The sequence below is a fragment of the Streptomyces sp. NPDC049813 genome (assembly GCF_044465085.1).
GTDB lineage: Bacteria > Actinomycetota > Actinomycetes > Streptomycetales > Streptomycetaceae > Streptomyces.
Map to the genome: position 1 here is coordinate 1 of NZ_JBITLI010000010.1, position 20,483 is coordinate 20,483.

Genomic DNA, 20,483 nt, shown 5'->3' on the forward strand with positions numbered 1-20,483 from the left:
GCGTTCCCCGGCTGGCTGCACACCTACAATCACCACCGCGGACACACCGCGCTCGCGGGCCAACCACCCGCCAGCCGCGTCCCCAACCTCACGGGGCAGTACAGCTAGCCCGTCGCGCGAGAGGGGCCCCGGTCCGCCGTGATCACGGCGGATTGGGGCCCCTCTCGCTCACTTCTGGACGACGTACGACACCACGCCGACGGCCGCGCCGAAACCGCCCGCGCACACCCCCACACAGCGCGCCTTCAGCCGGGCGTACCGCTCGTCGTACTCGCCGCGCAGCTCACGCGCGCGGGCCGCCAGCTGGACGAGCGCGGCCTTGTGGAAGACGAGCCGCTCCTCGGTGAAGACCCGCTCGACCTCCTCCCGCTGCGCGGTGGTGAGCCAGGGGAGCCGCCCGGTGAACTCCTCGGCCTGCGTGCGGGCCTCGGCGGCCTTCGACGTCCACAGCAGATAGCCCTCCAGCTGCCGCAGGGACGTCATCAGATGGGCTCTCTTCGTGCGGTGCCGGTGGGGGACACGACCACGACTAGCCCACTGCCGCCGGTGGGGGAGCGATATGCGTCGCCGCGCGAGTGCGATTCCCCCGAATGCACCAATCGATCGCGCCCCTCCCGCCCCTCAACCCTCGCTCCGACGGCACGAGTTCACCGCCGGGCCCGGCCCGCGACCGTACGGGACCCGGCAGAGCGGGCGTGCGGCCGGTATTCGGCGGACGATGGGGGAAAACGCCGCAGGGCCGAGCAGACGGGAGTGGCACAGGTGGGCGCAGGGCGCGAGCAGGGGCGTTCCGAGGAGTACGCCGCCGAGGTACGCCAGGTCGAGGCCCTCAACCGGATGGAGGGGCCGACCGCCGACGGTTCCGGCCACGCCGCCGACCGCATCCGCCACCGGGGCGCCGACCTGCTCCTGACCGGCCACGCGCTGGCGCGGACGGACTCCCTCGGGGACGCGCTCGCCCTGATCTCGCAGCTTGCCGACCCGACGCTGCCCCTGTGCGGTCAGGCGGTCTTCCGGGCGGACCGCGCCGTCCTGCACTGCGTCGGCCAGTTCGGCATCCGCAGCCGCGACGACGGCGCCTTCCGGGCGCCCCTGGAGTCCGACTACCCCGGGGCCCAGGTGGCCCGCACCGGACGCCCCGTCTTCCTCGCCTCCCCCGAAGAGCACCGGACCCGCTTCCCCGGCACCTGGGAGCTCTCCGACCGCGAGGGCCATCAGGCCTGGGCCTTCCTGCCGCTGACCACCTACGGGCAGGTCACCGGCGTCTGGATGACGGCCTTCGACGCCCCGGTCCGGATGACCGACGGGGTGCGCGCCCTGCTGGTGACCATCGCCCGGCTGCTCAGCCAGAGCATCGAGCACACCTACTCCGGGCAGGCCGACCGCGCCCTCTCGCAGAGCCTGCGCAGCAGCATGGGCGGCTCGGGACCCGGCGTCGACGGACTGACCACCGCCGCCCGGTACCTGCCCACCGGCGGAGGGCTCATGGTCGGCGGCGACTGGTTCGACTGCATCACCCTGCCCAACGGCCGCCTCGGCCTGGTGATCGGCGACGTCCAGGGCCACGACATGCACGCCGCGGGCCTCATGTCGCAGCTGCGTACGGCCATCCACGCCTACGCCGCCGAGGGGCACGGCCCCGACGCCGTCCTGGCCCGCGCCTCCCACTTCCTGGCGGCGCTCGACGAGGACCGCTTCGCGACCTGCATCTACCTGGAGGCCGACCCCGACACCGGCACCCTGCGCATCGCCCGCGCCGGACACCCCCACCCGGTGCTGCGCCTGCCCGACGGCACCTGCCTGCTCAAGCACCTGAGCGGCGGCCTGCCCCTGGGACTCGGCCTCGAAGAGGACAACTACCCCGTCAACATCGTCACCCTGCGGGAGGACGAGGTCCTCATGCTCTGCACCGACGGCCTGATCGAGTCCGGCGGCCACGACATGTACTCGGGCTGGCTGCGCGTGCGCAACGCGCTGTCCCCCGGCACCCCCGAGGACCTGGACGCCATGGCGGACCGGCTGCTGAGCGCGGTCGTGGCGCCGGAGACCCCGCAGGAAGGGGACCAGCCGGCCTCCCTCACCGAGGACGACATCGCCCTGCTCCTGCTGCGCCGCGACCCCGCGACGGTCCCCGCGGGCCCGCCCGGCCGCCGTCTGCGCCTGACCCTCGAACAGGACCAGGCGGAGGCGCTGAGCGACGCGCGGATCGAGTTCCAGGGACTGCTGCACGACTGGGCGCGCCCCGAGCAGATCGACACGGCGGTGCTGCTCGCCTCCGAGCTGCTCGGCAACGTGCTGGTCCACACCGAGCAGGACGCCGTGCTGCGCGCCGACATCAGTGGGGAGCCGGGCCGGCGCCGCCTCCTCGTGGAGGTCACCGACCGCAGCGACGACGTGCCGCACCGGCGTGCTCCGGGCGAGCTCTCCTCGTCCGGGCGGGGCCTGGTCCTGCTGGACCTGCTGGCCCACCAGTGGAACGTCCGGCCGGAGCCGGAGGGCAAGACGGTCTGGTTCGCGCTGGACGAGGACGGACCGGAAGAGCCCTGATCCCTTCCGGTCGCCCCCGAAAGCCCCGGACGGTCAGGCCTTGCCCTTCAGGGACACGGTGGCCTGCGTGCTGGCGGTGGGCATCAGGTGCGGGTCGGGCGAGGCGCCGAGGGAGGCGGTGACCGCGGCGTCCCGGTGGGCGGCCGTGAGCGGCCCCGCGGTGCGCGCCGTGGCGAGCGTCACCCGGTGGTAGGCGTTGTCGCAGGTCGGGGTGGCGGAAGCGGTGTAGATGCCGCCCCTGGACAGGTCGGTGAGCGCGACACCGAGCGTGTCGGTGCCCAGGAGCGGTTCGCAGCGGTAGCGGACGGTCACCTCGACGTGGTCGCTCACGGCGGTCGCCGAGACGATCTCGAGCCGGTCGGCCGCCGCGGCGCCGCCGGTGGCGAGGGCGGCGGCGGCCGTGGACAGGGCGAGGACGGCCGCGGTCTGGACGAGGCCTGCGCGCATACGGGTCATGGGTTCCTCCGGGCGGGTGCCGTGGCGCCGGGCCGGTCGGCCGCGGCGTTTCGAGTCTGTGTCGCCCGCAAAGGCCCCGCAAAGGGAGTGCTGACGGCGAGCGCGCGCACGACCGTTGCCGCTGTTCGGGGGAAACCCGACGATCACACTGGAGGCCCGCGGACCCGCTTTTGCGCTGCTCAGAGCGGTGGCGGGGGTTGATCGCTCCCCGGCGGCGTCACGCAGCGTGACAATTGCGGATGCGGAGGGTGGCCGGGGGCGGCAGGGTCGGAGTCGGCGGAAGGTGGCTCGTTCCGCCGAGCCCTGGCAAAGGTGCCGGGGCTTGCCTCGGGCCGTCGAACCATGAAAGGACCGCATCAGATGCGCAAGATCGCCAAGTACGTCGCAGTCGGTGCCCTCGTCACTCCCCTCGTCATCGGCGGCGCCGGCCTTGCGTCGGCCCACGACGGCGACGGCCCGGGCTACGGCAAGGCCCAGAACTCCGCGAACGTCAACGGTGGCATGACGTCCGCCACGTTCAGCGGCTTCACCCCGGACGGCAAGGCCTACTTCGTCACCACCACCAAGAAGGCCGGCCCCACGGGTGCCTCCGGCAGCGCCACGGGCTCGCACTCCTGACGCGACCCACGGTGCGGCCCGGCCGCTGAGCCTGGCCGAGACGGGTGCCCCGAAGTCCCTGACTTCGGGGCACCCGTCTGTGTGGGCCCGCCGGCCCTCACGGCCCACGACCGCTCAGGAGTGGGAGCGGACCACTGAGTACCCGGCCCCGTCGGGCCCGCCGACCGTCAGCACCGTCCGCTCGAAGTAGGCGGCGCCGGTGTCGTCGAACCCGGACGCCGAGTCCGTGAAGACGATGCGGTCGGGAGCGAACTGGACCTGCTCCAGCCCCCAGGAGGGGCCGCCCGGCGTGACCGGGGAAGCCCCCGCGGTCGCGGGCTCCCCGGTCGGCCCCGGGTCCGCCGCGGCGGCGACGCCCGGCGAGGCCAGGCAGAGCCCCGCCGCGAGGGCGAGCGTCAGAACGGTCGGACGGAGCGGGCGGCGTGCCCGCGGCAGAATCGACATGGCACGACCTTGACGGCCCGGTCCGGGGCCCGGGCCGCGACGCACCGGAAACGGCCGGGCGCCGCCACCCGTAGGTGTCATCCCGCGCCGCGGTCGGGCTAGTGCGGGCGCCCGGCCGTGCTCGGCGCGGCCGCCGGCGCCGCCGCCGACGCCGCGGGGCCGGCCGGCTTCACGGGGGCCGCCGACGCCGCCGGCTTCGCGGCGTGCAGCGACGGCGAGACGGCGGTGAGCGTCCCGCCGGCCGGCTTCGCGGGGGCCGCCGGCGCCGCCGACGCCGCCGGCTTCGCGGGCGCCGCCGGGGTGGCCGGCGCGGGCGTGCCCTGCCGGCCGGGGCCCGCGACGGTGGTGCTGGCCCGTCCCGGGGCGAACAGCGCGTTGCCCGGGAACGTGACGGTCGCCGTCGTCGCGTCGTGCGCGGTCACGCTGAACGTGCAGCTGAAGCGGCCCTCGCGGCTGGTGGTGGTGTTGCACCGCTGCGGCGTCGTGCTCTGCTCGCCGCGGACCTCGACGGCCACCGCCATCTGCGACAGCGGGAAGAGCAGCGTGTCGCCCTCCACGAGCCGCCCCCGCACCTGCAGCGTGGCACGGTCGCCGAGGGAGATCTCCTGTGCGCTCAGTTCGGTGACGACGCTTGCCGTCCGCGTGCTCGCCGCGGCGCCCGCCGGGGGCCGGGGATCGGCGCAGGCGGTCGACGCGGCCACGCCGATGGCCAATGGCGCGACTGCCGCGAACAGCAGTTGTCTGCGGATACGCATCACACAGCACTCCCGTAACACTAGGAAAGACGAATGATCTTCTCGGGAGGTTTATGCCACTCGGGAGTCGGCGGATAACAGCGCGGCCGCGGGCCGTCCGGCCCGTGATGCCCGTGCGGGCATCACGGGCCGGACGGCCGAACCGATACGGAACGCGCCGCCGGGCAATATCTGTCACCGCCGGATGAGGGTTTGCCGGTGCCCGCGGTAAGTATTTCTGCCGCATCGGACGGGGCCCGAATTTCTACCCGGTGCCCGGACATGTGGCGTGCTACTGTCGATCTCAGTTGCAGTTGTGGTTCCCGAACTTCAGGTGCCCCTGGCCGGCTCGGCCGCCAGGAGCATTCTTGTTTCACCGGTCATTTCCGGCGGGGTAATCATCGCGGCGACACGGTGTCCGCGCAGTGCGGGCCCCGATGAACTGCCCCAAAGGAGAAAAAATGGCTACTGGCACCGTGAAGTGGTTCAACGCCGAAAAGGGTTTCGGCTTCATCGAGCAGGACGGCGGCGGCGCCGACGTCTTCGCCCACTACTCCAACATCTCCGCCCAGGGCTTCCGTGAGCTGCTCGAGGGCCAGAAGGTCTCGTTCGACATCGCGCAGGGCCAGAAGGGCCCGACGGCCGAGAACATCGTTCAGGCCTGACGCTCGCGCACATCCACAGCTGGGGCCCGCATCCTTCGGGGTGCGGGCCCCAGCTGTGCGCAGTTTTCCCGCACGACGCATTTCGCGTTCCGTCCGGTCCATGTCCTGTGGTTCTCCGTGCCGTGCGCCCCCGGAGAAATTCCAAGATGTGCGCCGCATCGAGGAAGGTTCCCCATGAACCGCACCCGCACGAACGAGCGTTTCGGCCGCAGCCGTGACGGCAATTCCGGAAACCACCGCAACGGCGGCCGTTTCGGAACGCCCGCCCCGCGCCGCGCCGAGCGATCCGGCGGTGGCCCCCGTCGCCGCCCCACCGGGCCGCAGGGCGAATTCGCCCTCCCGAAAACCATCACCCCGGCCCTGCCCGCCGTCGAGGAATTCGCCGCACTCGACCTGGCCGCGCCGCTCCTGGCCGAACTGGGCCGGCAGGGTGTCAGCGTCCCCTTCCCGATCCAGGGCGCGACGCTCCCGAACTCCCTCGCCGGCCGCGACGTCCTCGGCCGGGGGCGGACCGGCTCCGGCAAGACCCTCGCCTTCGGCCTCGCGCTGCTCGCCCGCACCGCCGGGCAGCGCGCCGAGCCCCGTAAGCCGCTCGGGCTGATCCTCGTCCCCACCCGGGAACTCGCCCAGCAGGTGACGGACGCGCTCACCCCGTACGCGCGGGCCGTCCGGGTCCGGCTCGCCACGGTCGTGGGCGGCATGTCGATCGGCCGCCAGGTCTCCGCGCTGCGCGGCGGCGCCGAGGTCGTCGTCGCCACACCGGGACGCCTCAAGGACCTCATCGACCGCGGCGACTGCCTGCTCGACCAGGTGGGCATCACCGTGCTGGACGAGGCCGACCAGATGGCCGACATGGGCTTCATGCCCCAGGTCACCGCGCTCCTCGACCAGGTCCGCCCGCAGGGCCAGCGGATGCTCTTCTCCGCCACCCTCGACCGCAACGTCGACCTGCTGGTGCGCCGCTACCTCAGCGACCCCGTCGTCCACTCCGTCGACCCCTCGGCCGGCGCGGTCTCGACGATGGAGCACCACGTCCTCCACATCCAGGCCGGTGACAAGGACGCGGCGACCACCGAGATCGCCGCCCGCGACGGCCGCGTGATCATGTTCCTGGACACCAAGCACGCGGTCGACCGGCTGACCACCTCCCTGCTGCGCAGCGGCGTACGGGCCGCCGCGCTGCACGGCGGGAAGTCGCAGCCCCAGCGCACCCGCACGCTCAGCCAGTTCAAGGCCGGGCACGTCACCGTGCTCGTCGCGACGAACGTGGCCGCCCGCGGCATCCACGTGGACCACCTCGACCTCGTCGTGAACGTCGACCCGCCGACCGACCACAAGGACTACCTGCACCGCGGCGGGCGGACCGCGCGGGCCGGGGAGTCCGGCAGTGTCGTCACGCTCGTCACCCCCGGCCAGCGGCGCGGCATGACCCGGCTCATGGCGGACGCCGGGATCCGGCCGCAGGTCACGCAGGTCCGCTCCGGCGAGCAGGAACTGCACCGCATCACCGGCGCCCAGCCCCCCTCGGGCGTCCCGGTGGTCATCGCCCAGCCGACGGCCGAACGGGCCGGGCGCGGCGGGGCCCCACGGGGCCGTCGCCGCCCCGCCTCCGCCGCCCGCCGCCGCCCCGCCCGGCCGTCCGCCGCGTGACACCGGCACGGCAGGCCCGGCCGGTTCCGCTCCCACTCTCCCTGTGAGGTCCCATGCGCTGTGTCATCGCTCGTTTCCCGTTCGACCTGACCAAGGCGGGCGTCCTGGAGACGATGAAGGGTGTCCGGCCCGAGCCGGTCACCGGTGAGTCCGTGATCATCGGGCGACGCCACTACCCGGTCAAACAGGTCGGCCAGGCCGTCACGGGACAGGACCGTCGCGACTTCAGCGCGGGCGAGGTGCTGCGCGCGATGACGCAGCTCGGGTTCGTCTGCCGGGCCGTGCCGCTCGCCGTCGAGGCGCGTCCGCCGGCCGGCACCCCCTATCAGCGGGCCTCCGCGCTGCTGGGATCGCCCGCGGCGAACTGACCGACCCCGGGGGCGGCGTGCGCCGCCCCCGTACCGCGGCACCCGTGAGGGCCCGGCCGGAACACCGGCCGGGCCCTCACGTGCTGCTGGGACGGATCAGTGGTCGGAGTAGCTGAAGTCACCGACCGTCCACGCGTTGACGTCCGAGAGCGCGACCCGGTACATGCCCCCCGTCTCGGGGATGCCCATGGTGCCCTGGAGGATCCGCGCGACATGGAAGTGCAGGTGGGTGGGGGTCCGGTCGGCGGCGGGCGGCACGGGTGCCTCCCGGGCCTCCAGCGCGGTGAAGGCGACCGAGAACGGCCCGAGCTGGTCCGAGTCCTTGAGGACCTCGGACACGCGCTGCCGCCAGATCGCCTCGGGCGCCAGCCGACCGGTGATGACAGTGCCACCCGTGACCACGGTGAGGGACATCTGAGTGCTCTGTTCCGACTCGACGGTGGCGGCGAGCACGGTGAGCAGTTCGTCAGGCTTCGACATGGCCGCACATTCTATGCGGGTTCCGGGCCCCGCCCGTCGCGCGGGGCGGACGCGAACGCGTCGGCCGAGGTGTGACCGGGCCGTCGCATGGTGTTGAATTTCCCTCAGGGCCCTGTCGCCGTCCGGCACCAGAGCCCTCCAGGCGCGTGACCCATTGAGGTGGAATGACTGCACAGACCCCGCTGAGCGGCCGGCTGGACGATGACGACTACCCCGCGTACACCATGGGGCGGGCGGCCGAGATGCTCGGCGCGACCCCCGGTTTCCTGCGCGCGATCGGCGAGGCCCGGCTGATCACGCCGCTGCGTTCGGCGGGCGGCCACCGCCGCTACTCCCGCTATCAGCTGCGCGTCGCGGCCCGGGCCCGCGAACTGGTCGACCAGGGAACCCCGATCGAGGCGGCCTGCCGCATCGTGATCCTGGAGGACCAGCTCGAAGAGGCCCAGCGGCTCAACGAGCAGTACCGGCGGGCCCAGGCGGGCTCCGTCGGGCAGCCGGGCTGACGCGCGCACCGCACGCACGAGGGCGGCCCCGGTCCGGGGCCGCCCTCGGTGGCGGTGGGGGCACCAGGCAGCTGGTGCCCCGATCGGCTAGTGCTTGCCGATGTCCTTGGTCTTCTCCTTGGCCTGGCGCGCGTCGCCCTTCATCTGCTGGGCGCGGCCCTCGGCGGTGAGGCGTTCGTTGCCCACAGCGCGGCCGGCGGTCTCCTTGGCGGCGCCGGACGCCTGCTCCACCTTCGCCTTGGCCTTCTCGTTGGCGGTCATGTCCGCTCACGCTCCCTTGCCATCAACGTGCCATCGACATCATGTGCTGACATCCGCCTGGCCGCTCAGCCGCCGCGTAAACCTGCGGGCCGCTCAGTAGATGTTGACCTCGACGTCCGGGCCGTCGCCGCGGCCCGCGTTGATCTGCGCCCTCAGGGAGATCTCGTCGTAGACGCGGACCTCCTTGACGATGCGGCCGTCCTGGATCAGGAACTGGGACACGCCGAGCATGGTGACCGGCTGCCCGGTGAGGGGGCCGAAGTCGGGCGTGCCCCGGTAGGTGCCGTGCATGGTCCAGGTGACGGCCACGCGCAGGCCCGCGTACCGCTCCGCGTAGTGCGTCTGCACGTCGCGGACGGCGAACCGGGCGTCGGGGAAGGCGCCGACCAGGGAGAGCAGGTCCGCCTGGTAGCGCTCCGGCCGGATGACGGTGCGGTCGCCGACCGTGTGCAGGAACAGGTCGCGGACCATGAAGTCGTGGACCTTGTGCAGGCGGCGCCGGGTCCACACCTCGTCGATGAACTCCAGGACCATCTCGCACTCGGGGCGGAAGTCGTCCGGGCGCGGGCCGCTGACGCCGCGCAGCAGTACGTCCTTCGGCGGCTCCTCGGTCATCGACCCGGTGTACCCCTGGAAGCGCAGGGCGCGGGCCGCCTCGGCGGGGTCGATGCCGAGCTGGAGGCAGTCCGCGAGTTCGTCGCGCACCACCCACTCCTCGACCATGCGGCCCCGGCGGTAGAGGCAGTTGGCCACGGTCCGCTTGCGGACACGGACGTTGCGGCCGCCGACGAGGTGCTCGTCGGCGGAGAAGACCAGGTGCGAGCTGAGGAACGCGTCGTCCCCGCGGGCCTCCCACACCACGTCCTCGGCCTGCCCGATGTGCCCCGGCGTGCTGCCGATGCGCATCGTGGTGCCCTCGATCACGCCGTCGCGGCCGACGACGGTGCCCAGGCTGGTGTGGACGATCGAGTCGGGCTCGTAGTTGTCGACGATGTAGGCGATGTCCCGGCCGACCCAGATGCGGTCGGTCACCTCGCGGATGAAGTCGTCCGGGTCCTTGTAGGGCAGGTAGGCGGCGGGGTCCAGCGGCATGGTGGCTCCGTTCTCAGGGGGTGTGAATCCGTATGTACGAGGGTGGTTCTCAGCGGGCGAACTTGTCGGCGCCCAGCTGGCTCCGGTACGTCTCCGTCATGAAGGAGGTCACCACGACGAGGGCAAGGACGGCGGCGGCCGCCAGGTAGACCCAGACCGCGTAGATCGTGTCGAAGGTGCTGACCAGCAGCGTCGCCACGAACGGGGTGATCCCCATGAAGATGGAGAAGGAGCTGTTGTACGCGATGGCGCTCGCGCTGAACCGGGTGCGGGTCGCGAAGAGTTCCGCGGCGCAGACGGTGATGATGCCGGTGAGGAAGAACTCCGGGACGAGGTAGATCAGCTGGCTGGCCACCGCGGCGCCGAAGGTGCCGCGCTCGCCGACCCAGAAGGCGAGCGGGACCAGGACGATGCAGGCGGCGGCGCCCATCATCAGCATCGGCCTGCGCCCGATCCGGTCCGACAGCATGCCGGCCAGCGGGAGCAGCGGGATGAGGACCGCGATCGAGATGGCGTTCGAGGCGAGCCCCATCCAGCGGGGCAACCCGAGAGTGTCCGTCAGGTACTGCGGATAGAACGTGACCCAGGTGTAGGAGAGGATCGCGCACATGATCGAGATGCCGCAGTAGACCAGGATGGGCCGCCGCTGGAAGCGCAGCGCGTCGCGGATGGGCGCCTTGACGACCTCCGTGCCGTCGGCGGTGGCGCGGACGAACTCGGGGGTCTCCGCGATGTGCCGGCGCAGCCAGATCCCGACCAGGCTGAGCGGGACCGCCAGCAGGAAGGGCAGGCGCCAGCCCCAGGAGTCCAGGGCGGGGCCGGCGAAGACCCAGCTGGTCAGCGCGGCCGTACCGGCGCCGGCCAGGGTGCCGAGGAAGCAGCTGTTCGAGGCGTACGAGGTGTAGTACGCCCGCCGGTCGGGCTCGGCCCACTCGACGATGAAGGCCACCGCGCCGACGTACTCGCCGCCGGACACCGTGCCCTGCACGACGCGCAGGACGAGCAGCAGGACCGGAGCGAGGACGCCGACCTGGTGGTAGGTGGGCAGGGCGCCGATCAGGGCGGTCGCCACGCCCATGAAGACGATGGTCCACAGCAGCGTCTTCTTGCGGCCGACCCGGTCCCCCCACCGGCCGACCAGCGTTCCGCCCAGCGGCCGGAACAGGCAGGCCACCGCGATGATCGCGTAGGTGCCGAGCACGGCGACGGTCCGGTCGCTCTCGGGGAAGAACGCGGGGGCCATGATCGGGGCCATGTAGCCGTAGAGGCCGTAGTCGAACTGTTCTACGAAGTTACCGATGCTGCCCGCACCGATGGCCCGGCGTATCGCGTTCCGTTTCTCCGGGGATACGCGGGGCGGGTTGGTGAGGGTACTGGGAGGCGCTGCGGCGGACATGGCTTCTCCGATCGCGCAGGGGGAGGGGTGTGCCTACGGGGAGGGGCGGGAGGGTGCGAAGAAGAGTCGTGAAGTGCGATGTGCATACGTATGAACTCGTGGTGAACACTAAGGAGCCCGGTGAGGGGCGTCAAGAGGTTGCCGGGGGGCAAGTGGGCCCCGGGGTAGCGGGCCGCGCGAGGGTGCGCAGGGTGTCCATCAGGACCTGCGCCATGTTGAAGAGGATCAGCTGGGCGCCCGCCTGCTCGGCGGCCCGGGCACTCTCCTCGTCGGGCACGATGGACATGACCGCACGGCCCTCGGCGCGAGCCGCCTCGTGCGCGCCGCTCATGAGGGCGCGGACGGTCTCCGGGCCGGGGAAGCCGCAGTCCGCCGCGAGATCGGCCGGACCGACCAGGACGGCGTCCACACCGGGCGTCCCGGCGATCGCGCCGGCCGCCGCGCAGGCCCGTTCCGTCTCCACCATCGCCACGACCAGCGTCTGCGCGGCGGCGGCCAGGTGATCGGCCGCGGTGACCGTGCCGAACCGGCCCGCTCTGCTGTACGTGGCGAAACCCCGCTCGCCGAGCGGTGGGTAGTGGCTCGCGGCCACCACGCGCCGGGCCTGCTCGGCGCTGTCGACGTGCGGGTGGATGAGACCGGCGGCGCCGAGGTCGAGGCAGCGCAGGGCCAGCGCGGGCTCGGCCGTGCCCACCCGCACGAGGACGTCGATCCCCTGGGCCGCCGCGGCCGTGAGATGGCTCTGCAGCAGGGCGGTGTCGGCCGGCCCGTGCTCGCAGTCGATGACCACGTAGTCGAGGCCCGCGACACCCGCCATCTCCACGAGCGTCTCGGACGGGAGCCGGAACAGGGCGCCGCGCAGCCGCTCGCCCGCGGCCAGCCGCTCCTTGAGGCTCCGGCGCGGGCGCTGCCCGCCGGGCCCGGTCACCGTGCCACCATCCCGGCCGACAGGTCGATGTCGGCGCCGCACAGGCCGCGCATGCGCAGCATCGCGGTCACGGCCTCGCCCACCTCGTCCTCGGTGACCATGCGCCCCAGGGCGGAGCGGGAGACGAACGCCTCCTCGGCCTCGGCGTAGCTGCTGCCCGTGCGCTCGGCCTCCAGCCGGAAGTTGCGCTCCATGCGCGGGCCCGAGACGGGTCCGGGGGACAGCGAGTTGACCGTCACGCCCAGCGGGCCGACCTCGCCCGCCAGGGTCGTCGTCAGGCCGATGACCGCCATCTTCGAGGCGCAGTAGGGCGTACGCCGCAGCAGGGGCCGCTTGCCCGACACCGAGGCGATGTTGATGACGTCCCCGGTGCCGCGGGCGGTCATCGCGGGGAGGAAGGCCCGGCACATCAGGAACACGCCGCGCACGTTCACGTCGAAGACCTCGTCCCAGGCGTCGGGCGCGATCTCGGTCAGCGGGGCGACGGGCCCGGCGATCCCCGCGTTGTTGACGAGGACCGAGATCTCCTCGTCCGCGAGGCTCCGGGCCAGCTCCTCGACGTCGTCGGGGCGCGCGACGTCGCAGACCCGGTACGCGGCCCGGGGGCCGAGCCGGCCGGCCGTCTCTTCGAGGACGCTTTCCCTGCGGCCGGTGAGGACCACCCGGGCGCCCTCGGCGAGCAGGGACCGCGCGATGGCGGCGCCGAGGCCGCTGCCGCCGCCGCTGACGAGCGCGGTGCGGCCGGACAGCGGCGCCGCGGAACCGCCGCTCACGCCTGCGCCTCCACGTTCCACGGCAGGGTGCCCTGACCGTACTTGGCCGCCCGGACGTCACCGGACCGGGCGTGCCCCTCGAACAGCTCGACGCGCGCGGCCCGGCCGCACACCTCGCCGAGCAGCGCCGAGGACGCGGTGTCGGTGACCTCCTGGTAGGTGACCGTCTTGAGGTACTTGCCGACCCACAGGCCCCCCGTGTAGCGGGCGGCGCCCCGGGTGGGGAGCACGTGGTTGGTGCCGATGACCTTGTCGCCGTAGGAGACGCAGGTGCCCTCGCCGAGGAAGAGCGCGCCGTAGTCGTGCATCTTCTCCAGCGCCTGCCGCGGGTTCTCGGTGAGGACCTCCACGTGCTCGCTTGCGTAGGAGTCCGCGATCTCGAAGGCCTCGTCGAGGGTGGCGGCCAGGACGATCTCGCCGTGGTCGCGCCAGGCCGGGCCCGCGAAGTCCTTGGTGGGCATGCCGGGCAGCAGGCGCTCGATGTGCTCCGCGACCTCGCGGCCCAGCTCCTCGGAGGTGGTCACCAGGACGGCGGGGGAGTCGGGGCCGTGTTCGGCCTGGGAGAGCAGGTCGACGGCGACGACGAACGGGTCGGCGTGCTCGTCGGCAACGACGAGGATCTCGGTCGGACCGGCGAACAGGTCGATGCCGACCTCGCCGAAGAGCTGGCGCTTGGCCTCCGCGACGTACGCGTTGCCGGGGCCGGCGATCATCGGGACCCGGCCGATGGTCTCGGTGCCCAGGGCCAGTGCCGCGACGGCCTGGACGCCGCCGAGCAGGTAGATCTCGTCCGCGCCTGCCAGATGCATGGCGGCGACCGTGGCCGCGGGGATCTCGCCGCGGATCGGCGGGGTGCAGGCGGCGACCCGGGGCACGCCCGCCACCTTGGCCGTCACGATCGTCATGTGCGCCGACGCGGTCAGCGGGTAGCGCCCGCCGGGCACGTACGCGCCGGCGGAGGCGACGGGCACGTGGCGGTGGCCGAGGCGGACGCCGGGCAGGGTCTCGATCTCGACGTCGTGCATCGAGTCGCGCTGGGCCTGCGCGAAGGTGCGCACCTGCTTCTGCACGAAGCGGATGTCGTCCAGGACGGTGCCCGGCACCTCCGAGACGATCCGCGCGATCGCGTCGGGCGACAGACGGAAGGACTCCGGGCTCCAGCCGTCGAACTTCTCCGAGTACTGCCGGACCGCGTCGTCGCCGCGCTCACGGATGTCGTCGAGGATGGCGTGGACGCGGTCGGCGACGTCCGCGCGGGCGGCGCTCACCTGGGCGGCGGGCACGGGGGACTTGAGGAATCGGGGCATGACGGCTCTCTTCGCTGAGGGGAGGGGGTGCGGATGGTGTGCGGGCGGGGTGGGGTCCGGCGCGGGTGGCCGGGTCAGGGCGGGGTGAGGGCGGGCGCCGGTGCGCCGCGGTCGGCGGCGGTGAGGACGGCGCGCAGGGCGGCGGTGACGGCGTCGGGGCGCTGCCAGGGCAGCAGGTGGCCGACGCCGGGCAGTTCGTGCAGGCGGGCGCCGGGGAGGGCGGCCGCGATCGTCCGGTGGAACGCCGGCGGGCACAGGGCGTCCCGGGCTCCGCCGAGCACCACCGCGGGGCAGCGGGCGCTCCGCAGCGCACCGGTCGCGTCCTGGCGGGTCGCCTGGGCGGCGAGCTGGGCGCGGGCGGCGTCCGGGCCGACGGCGGCGGCCATCCGGCGGTAGCGGGCGGCCGCTCCGGGCGAGGGCCGGCGGTCGGGGAACATGTCCGGCAGAGTGCGCTCGACGACCTCGTCGAACCGTCCCGCACCGATCAGCGCGTCCATCGCGCTCCAGGCCGCGTACTGCTCCGGGCGCGGCGCGCCCGCGTTCGCCGACATCACGCACAGACCGGCGATCCGCTCGGGCGCCCGGCGCAGCGCCTCGAAGCCGACGATGGCGCCCAGGCTGAGCCCGACGAGGACGAACGGGCCCGGCACCGCGGACAGAACGTCGTCCGCGAGCGCCCCGATGTCGGGTCGCTCCAGGGTGACGTGCCGGACCTCGCGGCCGGCGGGGAACGCGACGCCGGACCACAGGTCCGCGCCGCAGAGCATCCCGGGCACCACGACCACCGGCAGCGCGCGGCGCGGGCCGCCCTGGCGCACGCCCGTCACCAGCGCCGCGCCGAGCGCGGCAGGAGGGCGTACGGGGCGATGTAGCCGTTGTGGTCGATGCCCAGACCCGCGTCGGCGGCGCTCTTGGCGACCTCCTCGTCCCACTCCAGACGGACGCGGCCGTCACCGGAGCTGACCGCCAGGAGGTCGCCCCGGGTGTCCCCGACGTTGCGCAGGGTGCGCCAGGCGTCCTGCGGGACGGAGAGCATGTCGCGGGGGCCGAGGCGCACCGACACCGGGTCGGTGCGGTTGAGGGTGACCTCCCACTCGCCGTCCTTCACGATCAGCGTCTGCGTCTCGTGCTGGCGGTGGTAGGAGACGCCCTGGCCCGGGTCGGCGCGCAGCCAGGCCGCGTTGTGCCCGTGCGGGTTGAAGATCCGGGGCTCCTGGTGCGGGTCCTCGGTCATGCCGTACCCGATGACGCAGCTGAGGCGGACGCCGCCGCCGGGCAGCGTGCTGTCGAGGAAGGGGTGCTCCGACCAGACGAGGTCGTCCGCGGCGGCGATGCGGCGCCGCATCTCCTCGGGGCTGTAGTGGCGCAGCCGGTCGATCTGCTCCTGGGTCATGGGACTGACGCGTTCGGACACGGGCGGCAGGGGGTCGCCCGCGACGGTGTCGATCAGCTCGTTCTCCGCGCTGAGGTACAGGCCGTGGCCCTCCGCCTCGCGCAGCACCGAGGGGCCCCAGATGATGCCGCCGGTGTGGTCCATGCCGAGCACGGTGAACAGCCACCCGTCGTCGGGTCCCGTGTTGGTGAAGCCCCGGAAGATCCAGGTGGGGATCGAGGCGATGTCACCGGCCTTGAGCAGCAGCTCGCCCTCGGTCCCGTCGGCGCCCCAGCGCAGCAGGTACTCGCCCTCGGTGCAGACGAAGACCTCGGCGGTGTAGTGCAGGTGCAGGTTGTTGGTGATCCCGTGCGGCATGGCGGCCGCGCCGATGTTGTAGCCGTGCGGCAGGCGCAGGTTGACGTGCTGACCGGCTGCCTGGGAGACCCCCGGCCCGATCATCGCGTAGTTCTCCTTGCGGTCCGAGCCCGGTGTGCGGCAGTCGATGAAGGCCTGGTTGCAGGAGACGAAGTCGGTGCGGCGCACGGTGCGCCGGGTCAGTTCGCCGGGGGTGACGACGGCTTCGGGGACATCGGGGGCATCAGTGACATTGGGAACATCAGGGGTATCAGACATGGCGGCTCCTTGCTGGTGAATACGTATGCATTCCTATGACAGGCGCTGAAGGGATCCGGTGTCAAGAGGTGAAGTGCGGAAGAATTTCGGGCGTTGTCAGCGCACGTGGTGACGGACGGCGGGTGCGCGAGGCGGGGCACGCTTGGGCGCACATACGTATACTGATCGGTAGGCGCGCCGGGGCGGTGCAGCGGTGGCGACGAGGAGAGAGCTGATGGGGATCACCAGTCACGACGTGGCCAGGCTGGCGGGTGTCTCGCAGCCCACGGTGTCGCGGGCGCTGCGCGACGACCCCCGGGTGTCGCAGGCGACGCGGGAGAAGGTCCGGCGGGCCGCGCAGGCGCTGAACTACGTGCCGAGCGAGGCGGGCCGCACCCTGTCCACGCGCGCCACGCGCCGGGTCGGCGTCATCGTCACCGACCTCACCAACCCCTTCTACCCGCATGTGATCGCTCCGCTCCACGACGAGCTGCGCGGCCTCGGCTACCGGATGATGCTGATCACCGAGCGCTCCGACGAGGCGGTCGCGGAGGAGCGGCTGCTCGACCAGTCTCTGGACGGGGTCGTGCTCGCGACGGCCACGACGGACTCGCGGCTGCCGGCCCAGCTGGAGCGGCGCGGCATGCCGTTCGTCTTCCTCAACCGCGACACGGGCGGGCCCGGCGACTACGCCTCGGTCGTCGACAACGAGGGCGGCGGTCGGCTGGTCGCCCGCGAACTCGTCGCCCTCGGCCACCGGCGGATCGCGGGCGTCTTCGGCGCGGCCAACACCACGACCGGGCGCGAGCGCGAGCTGGGGTTCCGCCTGGCGCTGGCCGAGGCGGGGGTCGGACTCGCCGAGGACCGCGTGGTGCGCGGCGCCTTCGAGTACGAGACCGGGTACCGGGCCCTGCCCGTGCTGCTGGCGGCGGCCGAGGCGCCGACGGCGGTCTTCTGCGGCAACGACGTGGTCGCCATCGGCGTCCTGAATGCGGCGCTGGCCGCCGGGATCAGGGTGCCCGATGACCTCACCGTCATCGGCTTCGACGACCTGCCGATGGCCGCCTGGGAGGTGTTCCGGCTGACCACCGTCCGGCACGACCTGCGGGAGTTGTCGCGGCAGGCGGCGCGGCTGCTCGTGCGGCGCATCGGCGGGGACGTCGACCCGGCGGGGGAGCGGCTCGTCCTGCCCACCGAGTTCGTGCCCCGGGCCACGCACGCGCGCGTCTCCTGACCCTCAGGCGGTCACGGCCGGGAGGCCGTCGCGGGCGGGGCCGGCGCCGCGGCCGCGCCGTCGTGCGGTCCGGGGGCGGCCGGGCCGCCCGTGGTCCCGCGCAGCCGCCGCTGGCGGACGAGGCCCACGCCGACCAGGACCGCGGCGAGGCCGAGGGAGAGCCACAGTTCGAGCCGGTGCCCCGGCAGCACCGCCATCAGGACGAGCACCCCGCCGATGAAGGCGATGGTGGCGAGGGTCAGATAGGGGAAGCCCCACATGCGCACCTCGTCCGGCCGGCCTCCCTTGCGCCGGGTCGCGTACTGGGTGAGCGCGATGACCAGGTACATCATCAGGGCGATCGCGCCGCTGGAGGCGATGAGGTACGAGAAGACGGCGGGCAGCAGGTAGTTGGCGATCACCGCGGCGGCCCCGATGACCGTGGAGGCCACCACCGCGTTGCGCGGCACGCCGCTGCGTGAGGTGCGGGCGAAGGCGGCGGGGGCGTCGCCGCGCCCGGCGAGGGAGAAGACCATGCGGGACGCGGTGTAGACGGCCGAGTTGAGGCAGCTGCTGACGGCGACGACCAGGACGACGTCCATGATCCGGCCCGCGCCCGGGATGTTCATCCGCTCCAGGACGGCCTGGTAGGAACCGGACTCGGCCAGGCCGGCGGAGTTCCAGGGGACGAGGCAGACGACGACGAGGATCGAGCCGATGTAGAAGAGGCCGAGCCGCCAGACGACCGCGCGCACGGCCTTCTTGATGTTCTTCCTCGGCTCCTCGGACTCGGCGGCGGCGATGGTGACGATCTCGCTGCCCTGGAAGCTGAACATCGCGGTGAGCAGACCGGCGAGGATCGCGGTGGCGCCCTTGGGGGCGAAGCCGCCGTCGCTCCACAGGTGCGCGACGCCGCGGGTGTCGGAGCCGGGCAGCACGCCGAGGACGGCGAGGACGCCCAGGACCAGGAAGGCCACGATGGCGACGACCTTCAGCAGCGCGAACCAGTACTCGAACTCCCCGTAGTTGCGCACCGCGAGCAGGTTGCTGCCCGCCAGCAGGACGATCATCGCCAGCGCCGGGATCCAGCTCGGCAGCGAGGTCAGCGAGGCGATGACCTCACCGGCCGCGATGGCCTCGATGGGGATGACGAGGATGTAGAACCACCAGTAGAGCCAGCCGATGGAGAACCCCGCCCAGCGGCCGAGGGCGCGGTCCGCGTACGTCGAGAAGGACCCGGTGTCGGGCTGGGCCACCGCCATCTCGCCGAGCATCTGCATGACGAGCACCACGAGCGCGGCGGCCAGCAGGAACGAGATCAGGACGGCGGGCCCGGCGGTGGCCACCGCGGTGGACGAACCGACGAAGAGACCGGCGCCGATCACCCCGCCGATGGAGATCATGGTGATCTGACGGCCCTTGAGGCCCTGGGTGAGAGCGGTGCCGACGGGGGAGGCCGGCGCGGGCTCGGGCGGGTGGTGCTGCATGCGGGGATCCTCGGATGGATGTGGGGACGTGGGCAACCTGGAGGGGGGAGGGACGAGGGTGGTTTCGCGATACGGGACGGGGCCGGTGCGCCGCTGGGCGCGCCGAAGGCCCCGGTGGGGTGCCCCGCCGGCGCGCCGCACCGCACCGCGGCGCGCCGGCGGGGCCGGGGGTCAGAGCTGTTCGCGCAGGTCCGTGGGGACGGAGTCGAACAGCTCGGAGGTGCGGCCGATCTTGTCGATGCGCAGCGTCGCCGTCGCTCCGTGCGCCGCCAGTCCCTCGAAGGCCGAGATCCGCTCGACCGCCGGGGCCAGCGCCGCCGTGCCGTCCTTGGCGGCGCGCTGGTAGGTCAGCGGCTTGAGGAAGCGCGAGACGGACAGGCCCGCGTTGTAGCGCGCGGTCTTGCCGGTCGGCAGGACGTGGTTGGTGCCGGCGATGCCCTTGTCGGAGTAGGCGACCGTCGACCACGGCCCGATGAACAGGGAGCCGTAGCAGGTGAGGTTGGCCAGGTAGTAGTCGTCGTCCGTGGTGTGGATCTCCAGGTGCTCGGGGCCGAGCACGTCGGCCACGGCGACCGCGTCGTCCCGGTCGGCCACGACGATGACCGAACCGAAGTCCCGCCAGGCCGGTCCGGCGATGTCCCGGGTGGCCAGCGTGGCGAGCTGGCGCTCCATCTCCGCGACCACGGCGCGGCCCAGCTTCTCGGACGTGGTGATCAGCGCGGCGGGGGAGTTGGGGCCGTGCTCGGCCTGGCCGAGCAGGTCCGCCGCGACCCACACCGGGTCCGCGCTGTCGTCGGCGATCACGGCGACCTCGGAGGGGCCGGCCAGCAGGTCGATGCCGACCTGGCCGAACAGCTGGCGCTTGGCCTCGGTGACGAAGGCGTTCCCGGCGCCGACCAGCATGTCGACCGGGGCCTCGCCGAGCAGGCCGAACGCCATCGCGCCGAGCGCCTGGACGCCGCCGAGGGCGAAGACCCGGTCGGCGCGGGAGAGGTGGGCGCCGTACAGCACGGCCGGGTGGGCGCCGTGCTCGCCGGAGGGCGGCGTGCAGGCGAGGACGGTCGGCACACCGGCCGTCTTGGCGACGTTGACGGTCATGAACGCGCTGGCGAGCAGCGGGAAGCGGCCGGCCGGGAGGTAGGCGCCGACGCGGGAGACCGGCACGTACCGCTGGCCGCCCCGGACACCGGGGGCGAGTTCGATCTCGAAGTCCGTCAGGTGCTCGCGCTGCGCGGCGGCGAACCGGTGCGTGCGCTCGTACCCCATCTCCAGGGCGGTGCGGACGTCCGGGGGCAGCGCGTCCCCGGACTTCTTCAGTTCGGCGGCTCCGATCTCCAGGTCGCCGGACCAGCCGTCGAGTTCCTTGGCGTAGGCGCGGACCGCGTCCATGCCCTTGTGCTCGATCTCCTTGAGCATCTGGGAGACCCGCTCGACCACCTTGGGGTCGCGCTGGGCGGGAGGTCCGTCCACGGCGGGCTTCTTGAGCCACTGGAGCGGGGGGAGGGCCTGGGCTTCGTCGTGCGTGATCTGCATGGCGAGGACGCTAGACGCCGCCTCGGCACAGGACTAGAGGG

At 73.0% G+C, this 20,483-nt stretch carries 22 protein-coding genes and 1 pseudogene; 8 read left to right on the forward strand and 15 right to left on the reverse strand.

The window, feature by feature from the left end; translation table 11 throughout:
* Window positions 1-108 (forward strand): annotated as a pseudogene (locus ACIBW6_RS20640) (IS481 family transposase); the annotation flags it as partial.
* 60 nt (window positions 109-168) lie between these two features.
* On the opposite strand, the gene ACIBW6_RS20645 reads toward ACIBW6_RS20640, so the two are convergent.
* Window positions 169-483, reverse strand: coding sequence for a hypothetical protein (locus ACIBW6_RS20645; RefSeq protein ID WP_399061550.1), 315 nt, complete (start codon window positions 481-483; stop codon window positions 169-171).
* Between the two features lie 279 nt (window positions 484-762).
* Between ACIBW6_RS20645 and ACIBW6_RS20650 the strand changes: the two genes are divergently transcribed.
* A complete protein-coding gene (locus ACIBW6_RS20650; protein WP_399061552.1) occupies window positions 763-2,547 on the forward strand; it encodes a SpoIIE family protein phosphatase in 1,785 nt (594 codons plus the stop codon).
* Between the two features lie 33 nt (window positions 2,548-2,580).
* On the opposite strand, the gene ACIBW6_RS20655 is transcribed toward ACIBW6_RS20650, so the two are convergent.
* On the reverse strand, window positions 2,581-3,003 hold the full coding sequence (locus ACIBW6_RS20655) for a hypothetical protein (protein ID WP_399061554.1): 423 nt from the start codon (window positions 3,001-3,003) through the stop codon (window positions 2,581-2,583).
* A gap of 360 nt (window positions 3,004-3,363) precedes the next feature.
* On the opposite strand from ACIBW6_RS20655, the gene ACIBW6_RS20660 reads away from it, so the two are divergent.
* Window positions 3,364-3,621, forward strand: a complete 258-nt coding sequence (locus ACIBW6_RS20660) for a hypothetical protein (RefSeq protein WP_399061556.1) — start codon at window positions 3,364-3,366, stop codon at window positions 3,619-3,621.
* Between the two features lie 114 nt (window positions 3,622-3,735).
* Here the strand turns inward: ACIBW6_RS20660 and ACIBW6_RS20665 are convergent, their stop codons facing one another.
* Window positions 3,736-4,065, reverse strand: coding sequence for a hypothetical protein (locus ACIBW6_RS20665; protein ID WP_399061558.1), 330 nt, complete (start codon window positions 4,063-4,065; stop codon window positions 3,736-3,738).
* 98 nt (window positions 4,066-4,163) lie between these two features.
* Window positions 4,164-4,820, reverse strand: a complete 657-nt coding sequence (locus ACIBW6_RS20670; protein ID WP_399061560.1) for a hypothetical protein — start codon at window positions 4,818-4,820, stop codon at window positions 4,164-4,166.
* A gap of 440 nt (window positions 4,821-5,260) precedes the next feature.
* On the opposite strand from ACIBW6_RS20670, the gene ACIBW6_RS20675 reads away from it, so the two are divergent.
* From ACIBW6_RS20675 to ACIBW6_RS20685, 3 genes are all read left to right on the forward strand, one after another.
* Complete coding sequence (locus tag ACIBW6_RS20675) at window positions 5,261-5,464, forward strand: cold-shock protein (RefSeq protein ID WP_324767939.1); 204 nt, start codon at window positions 5,261-5,263, stop codon at window positions 5,462-5,464.
* Between the two features lie 174 nt (window positions 5,465-5,638).
* Window positions 5,639-7,114, forward strand: coding sequence for a DEAD/DEAH box helicase (locus tag ACIBW6_RS20680; RefSeq protein WP_399061562.1), 1,476 nt, complete (start codon window positions 5,639-5,641; stop codon window positions 7,112-7,114).
* Between the two features lie 53 nt (window positions 7,115-7,167).
* Window positions 7,168-7,482, forward strand: coding sequence for an SCO5918 family protein (locus ACIBW6_RS20685; protein WP_399061564.1), 315 nt, complete (start codon window positions 7,168-7,170; stop codon window positions 7,480-7,482).
* Window positions 7,483-7,578: 96 nt separating this feature from the next.
* Here the strand turns inward: ACIBW6_RS20685 and ACIBW6_RS20690 are convergent, their stop codons facing one another.
* Window positions 7,579-7,962: a hypothetical protein gene (locus tag ACIBW6_RS20690; RefSeq protein ID WP_399061566.1), complete on the reverse strand. Its 384-nt coding sequence runs from the start codon at window positions 7,960-7,962 to the stop codon at window positions 7,579-7,581.
* 164 nt (window positions 7,963-8,126) lie between these two features.
* Here ACIBW6_RS20690 and ACIBW6_RS20695 point away from each other — a divergent pair, with 164 nt between their 5' ends.
* Window positions 8,127-8,465 (forward strand): MerR family transcriptional regulator, encoded by a 339-nt coding sequence (locus ACIBW6_RS20695; protein WP_399061568.1) that lies wholly within the window; start codon window positions 8,127-8,129, stop codon window positions 8,463-8,465.
* 87 nt (window positions 8,466-8,552) lie between these two features.
* On the opposite strand, the gene ACIBW6_RS20700 is transcribed toward ACIBW6_RS20695, so the two are convergent.
* The 8 genes from ACIBW6_RS20700 to ACIBW6_RS20735 form a co-directional block, all read right to left on the reverse strand.
* Window positions 8,553-8,726 (reverse strand): CsbD family protein, encoded by a 174-nt coding sequence (locus ACIBW6_RS20700; protein WP_399061570.1) that lies wholly within the window; start codon window positions 8,724-8,726, stop codon window positions 8,553-8,555.
* Between the two features lie 93 nt (window positions 8,727-8,819).
* Complete coding sequence (locus tag ACIBW6_RS20705) at window positions 8,820-9,818, reverse strand: ester cyclase (RefSeq protein ID WP_399061572.1); 999 nt, start codon at window positions 9,816-9,818, stop codon at window positions 8,820-8,822.
* 49 nt (window positions 9,819-9,867) lie between these two features.
* Window positions 9,868-11,214 carry an MFS transporter gene (locus tag ACIBW6_RS20710; protein WP_399061574.1) on the reverse strand — a complete coding sequence of 449 codons (1,347 nt, stop codon included), beginning with the start codon at window positions 11,212-11,214 and terminating at the stop codon, window positions 9,868-9,870.
* A 130-nt stretch (window positions 11,215-11,344) separates the two neighbouring features.
* Complete coding sequence (locus ACIBW6_RS20715) at window positions 11,345-12,142, reverse strand: HpcH/HpaI aldolase/citrate lyase family protein (protein ID WP_399061576.1); 798 nt, start codon at window positions 12,140-12,142, stop codon at window positions 11,345-11,347.
* The gene (locus tag ACIBW6_RS20720) at window positions 12,139-12,915 is read right to left on the reverse strand and encodes an SDR family NAD(P)-dependent oxidoreductase (protein ID WP_399061578.1); all 777 of its coding nucleotides are present in this window, start codon (window positions 12,913-12,915) and stop codon (window positions 12,139-12,141) included. The genes ACIBW6_RS20715 and ACIBW6_RS20720 overlap by 4 nt, the downstream gene beginning before the upstream one ends.
* A complete protein-coding gene (hisD, locus tag ACIBW6_RS20725; protein ID WP_399061580.1) occupies window positions 12,912-14,222 on the reverse strand; it encodes a histidinol dehydrogenase in 1,311 nt (436 codons plus the stop codon). Before hisD (ACIBW6_RS20725) ends, ACIBW6_RS20720 begins: the two co-directional genes overlap by 4 nt.
* Window positions 14,223-14,296: 74 nt before the next feature.
* Window positions 14,297-15,040, reverse strand: a complete 744-nt coding sequence (locus ACIBW6_RS20730; protein WP_399061582.1) for an alpha/beta fold hydrolase — start codon at window positions 15,038-15,040, stop codon at window positions 14,297-14,299.
* A 5-nt stretch (window positions 15,041-15,045) separates the two neighbouring features.
* Complete coding sequence (locus ACIBW6_RS20735) at window positions 15,046-16,230, reverse strand: cupin domain-containing protein (RefSeq protein WP_399061584.1); 1,185 nt, start codon at window positions 16,228-16,230, stop codon at window positions 15,046-15,048.
* A 193-nt stretch (window positions 16,231-16,423) separates the two neighbouring features.
* Here ACIBW6_RS20735 and ACIBW6_RS20740 point away from each other — a divergent pair, with 193 nt between their 5' ends.
* Window positions 16,424-17,443, forward strand: coding sequence for a LacI family DNA-binding transcriptional regulator (locus tag ACIBW6_RS20740; protein WP_399061586.1), 1,020 nt, complete (start codon window positions 16,424-16,426; stop codon window positions 17,441-17,443).
* A gap of 11 nt (window positions 17,444-17,454) precedes the next feature.
* On the opposite strand, the gene ACIBW6_RS20745 is transcribed toward ACIBW6_RS20740, so the two are convergent.
* Both ACIBW6_RS20745 and hisD (ACIBW6_RS20750) read right to left on the reverse strand, forming a co-directional pair.
* The gene (locus tag ACIBW6_RS20745) at window positions 17,455-18,909 is read right to left on the reverse strand and encodes an amino acid permease (RefSeq protein WP_399061588.1); all 1,455 of its coding nucleotides are present in this window, start codon (window positions 18,907-18,909) and stop codon (window positions 17,455-17,457) included.
* A 171-nt stretch (window positions 18,910-19,080) separates the two neighbouring features.
* The gene (gene hisD / locus ACIBW6_RS20750; RefSeq protein WP_399061590.1) at window positions 19,081-20,442 is read right to left on the reverse strand and encodes a histidinol dehydrogenase; all 1,362 of its coding nucleotides are present in this window, start codon (window positions 20,440-20,442) and stop codon (window positions 19,081-19,083) included.
* Between the last annotated feature and the right edge of the window lie 41 nt (window positions 20,443-20,483).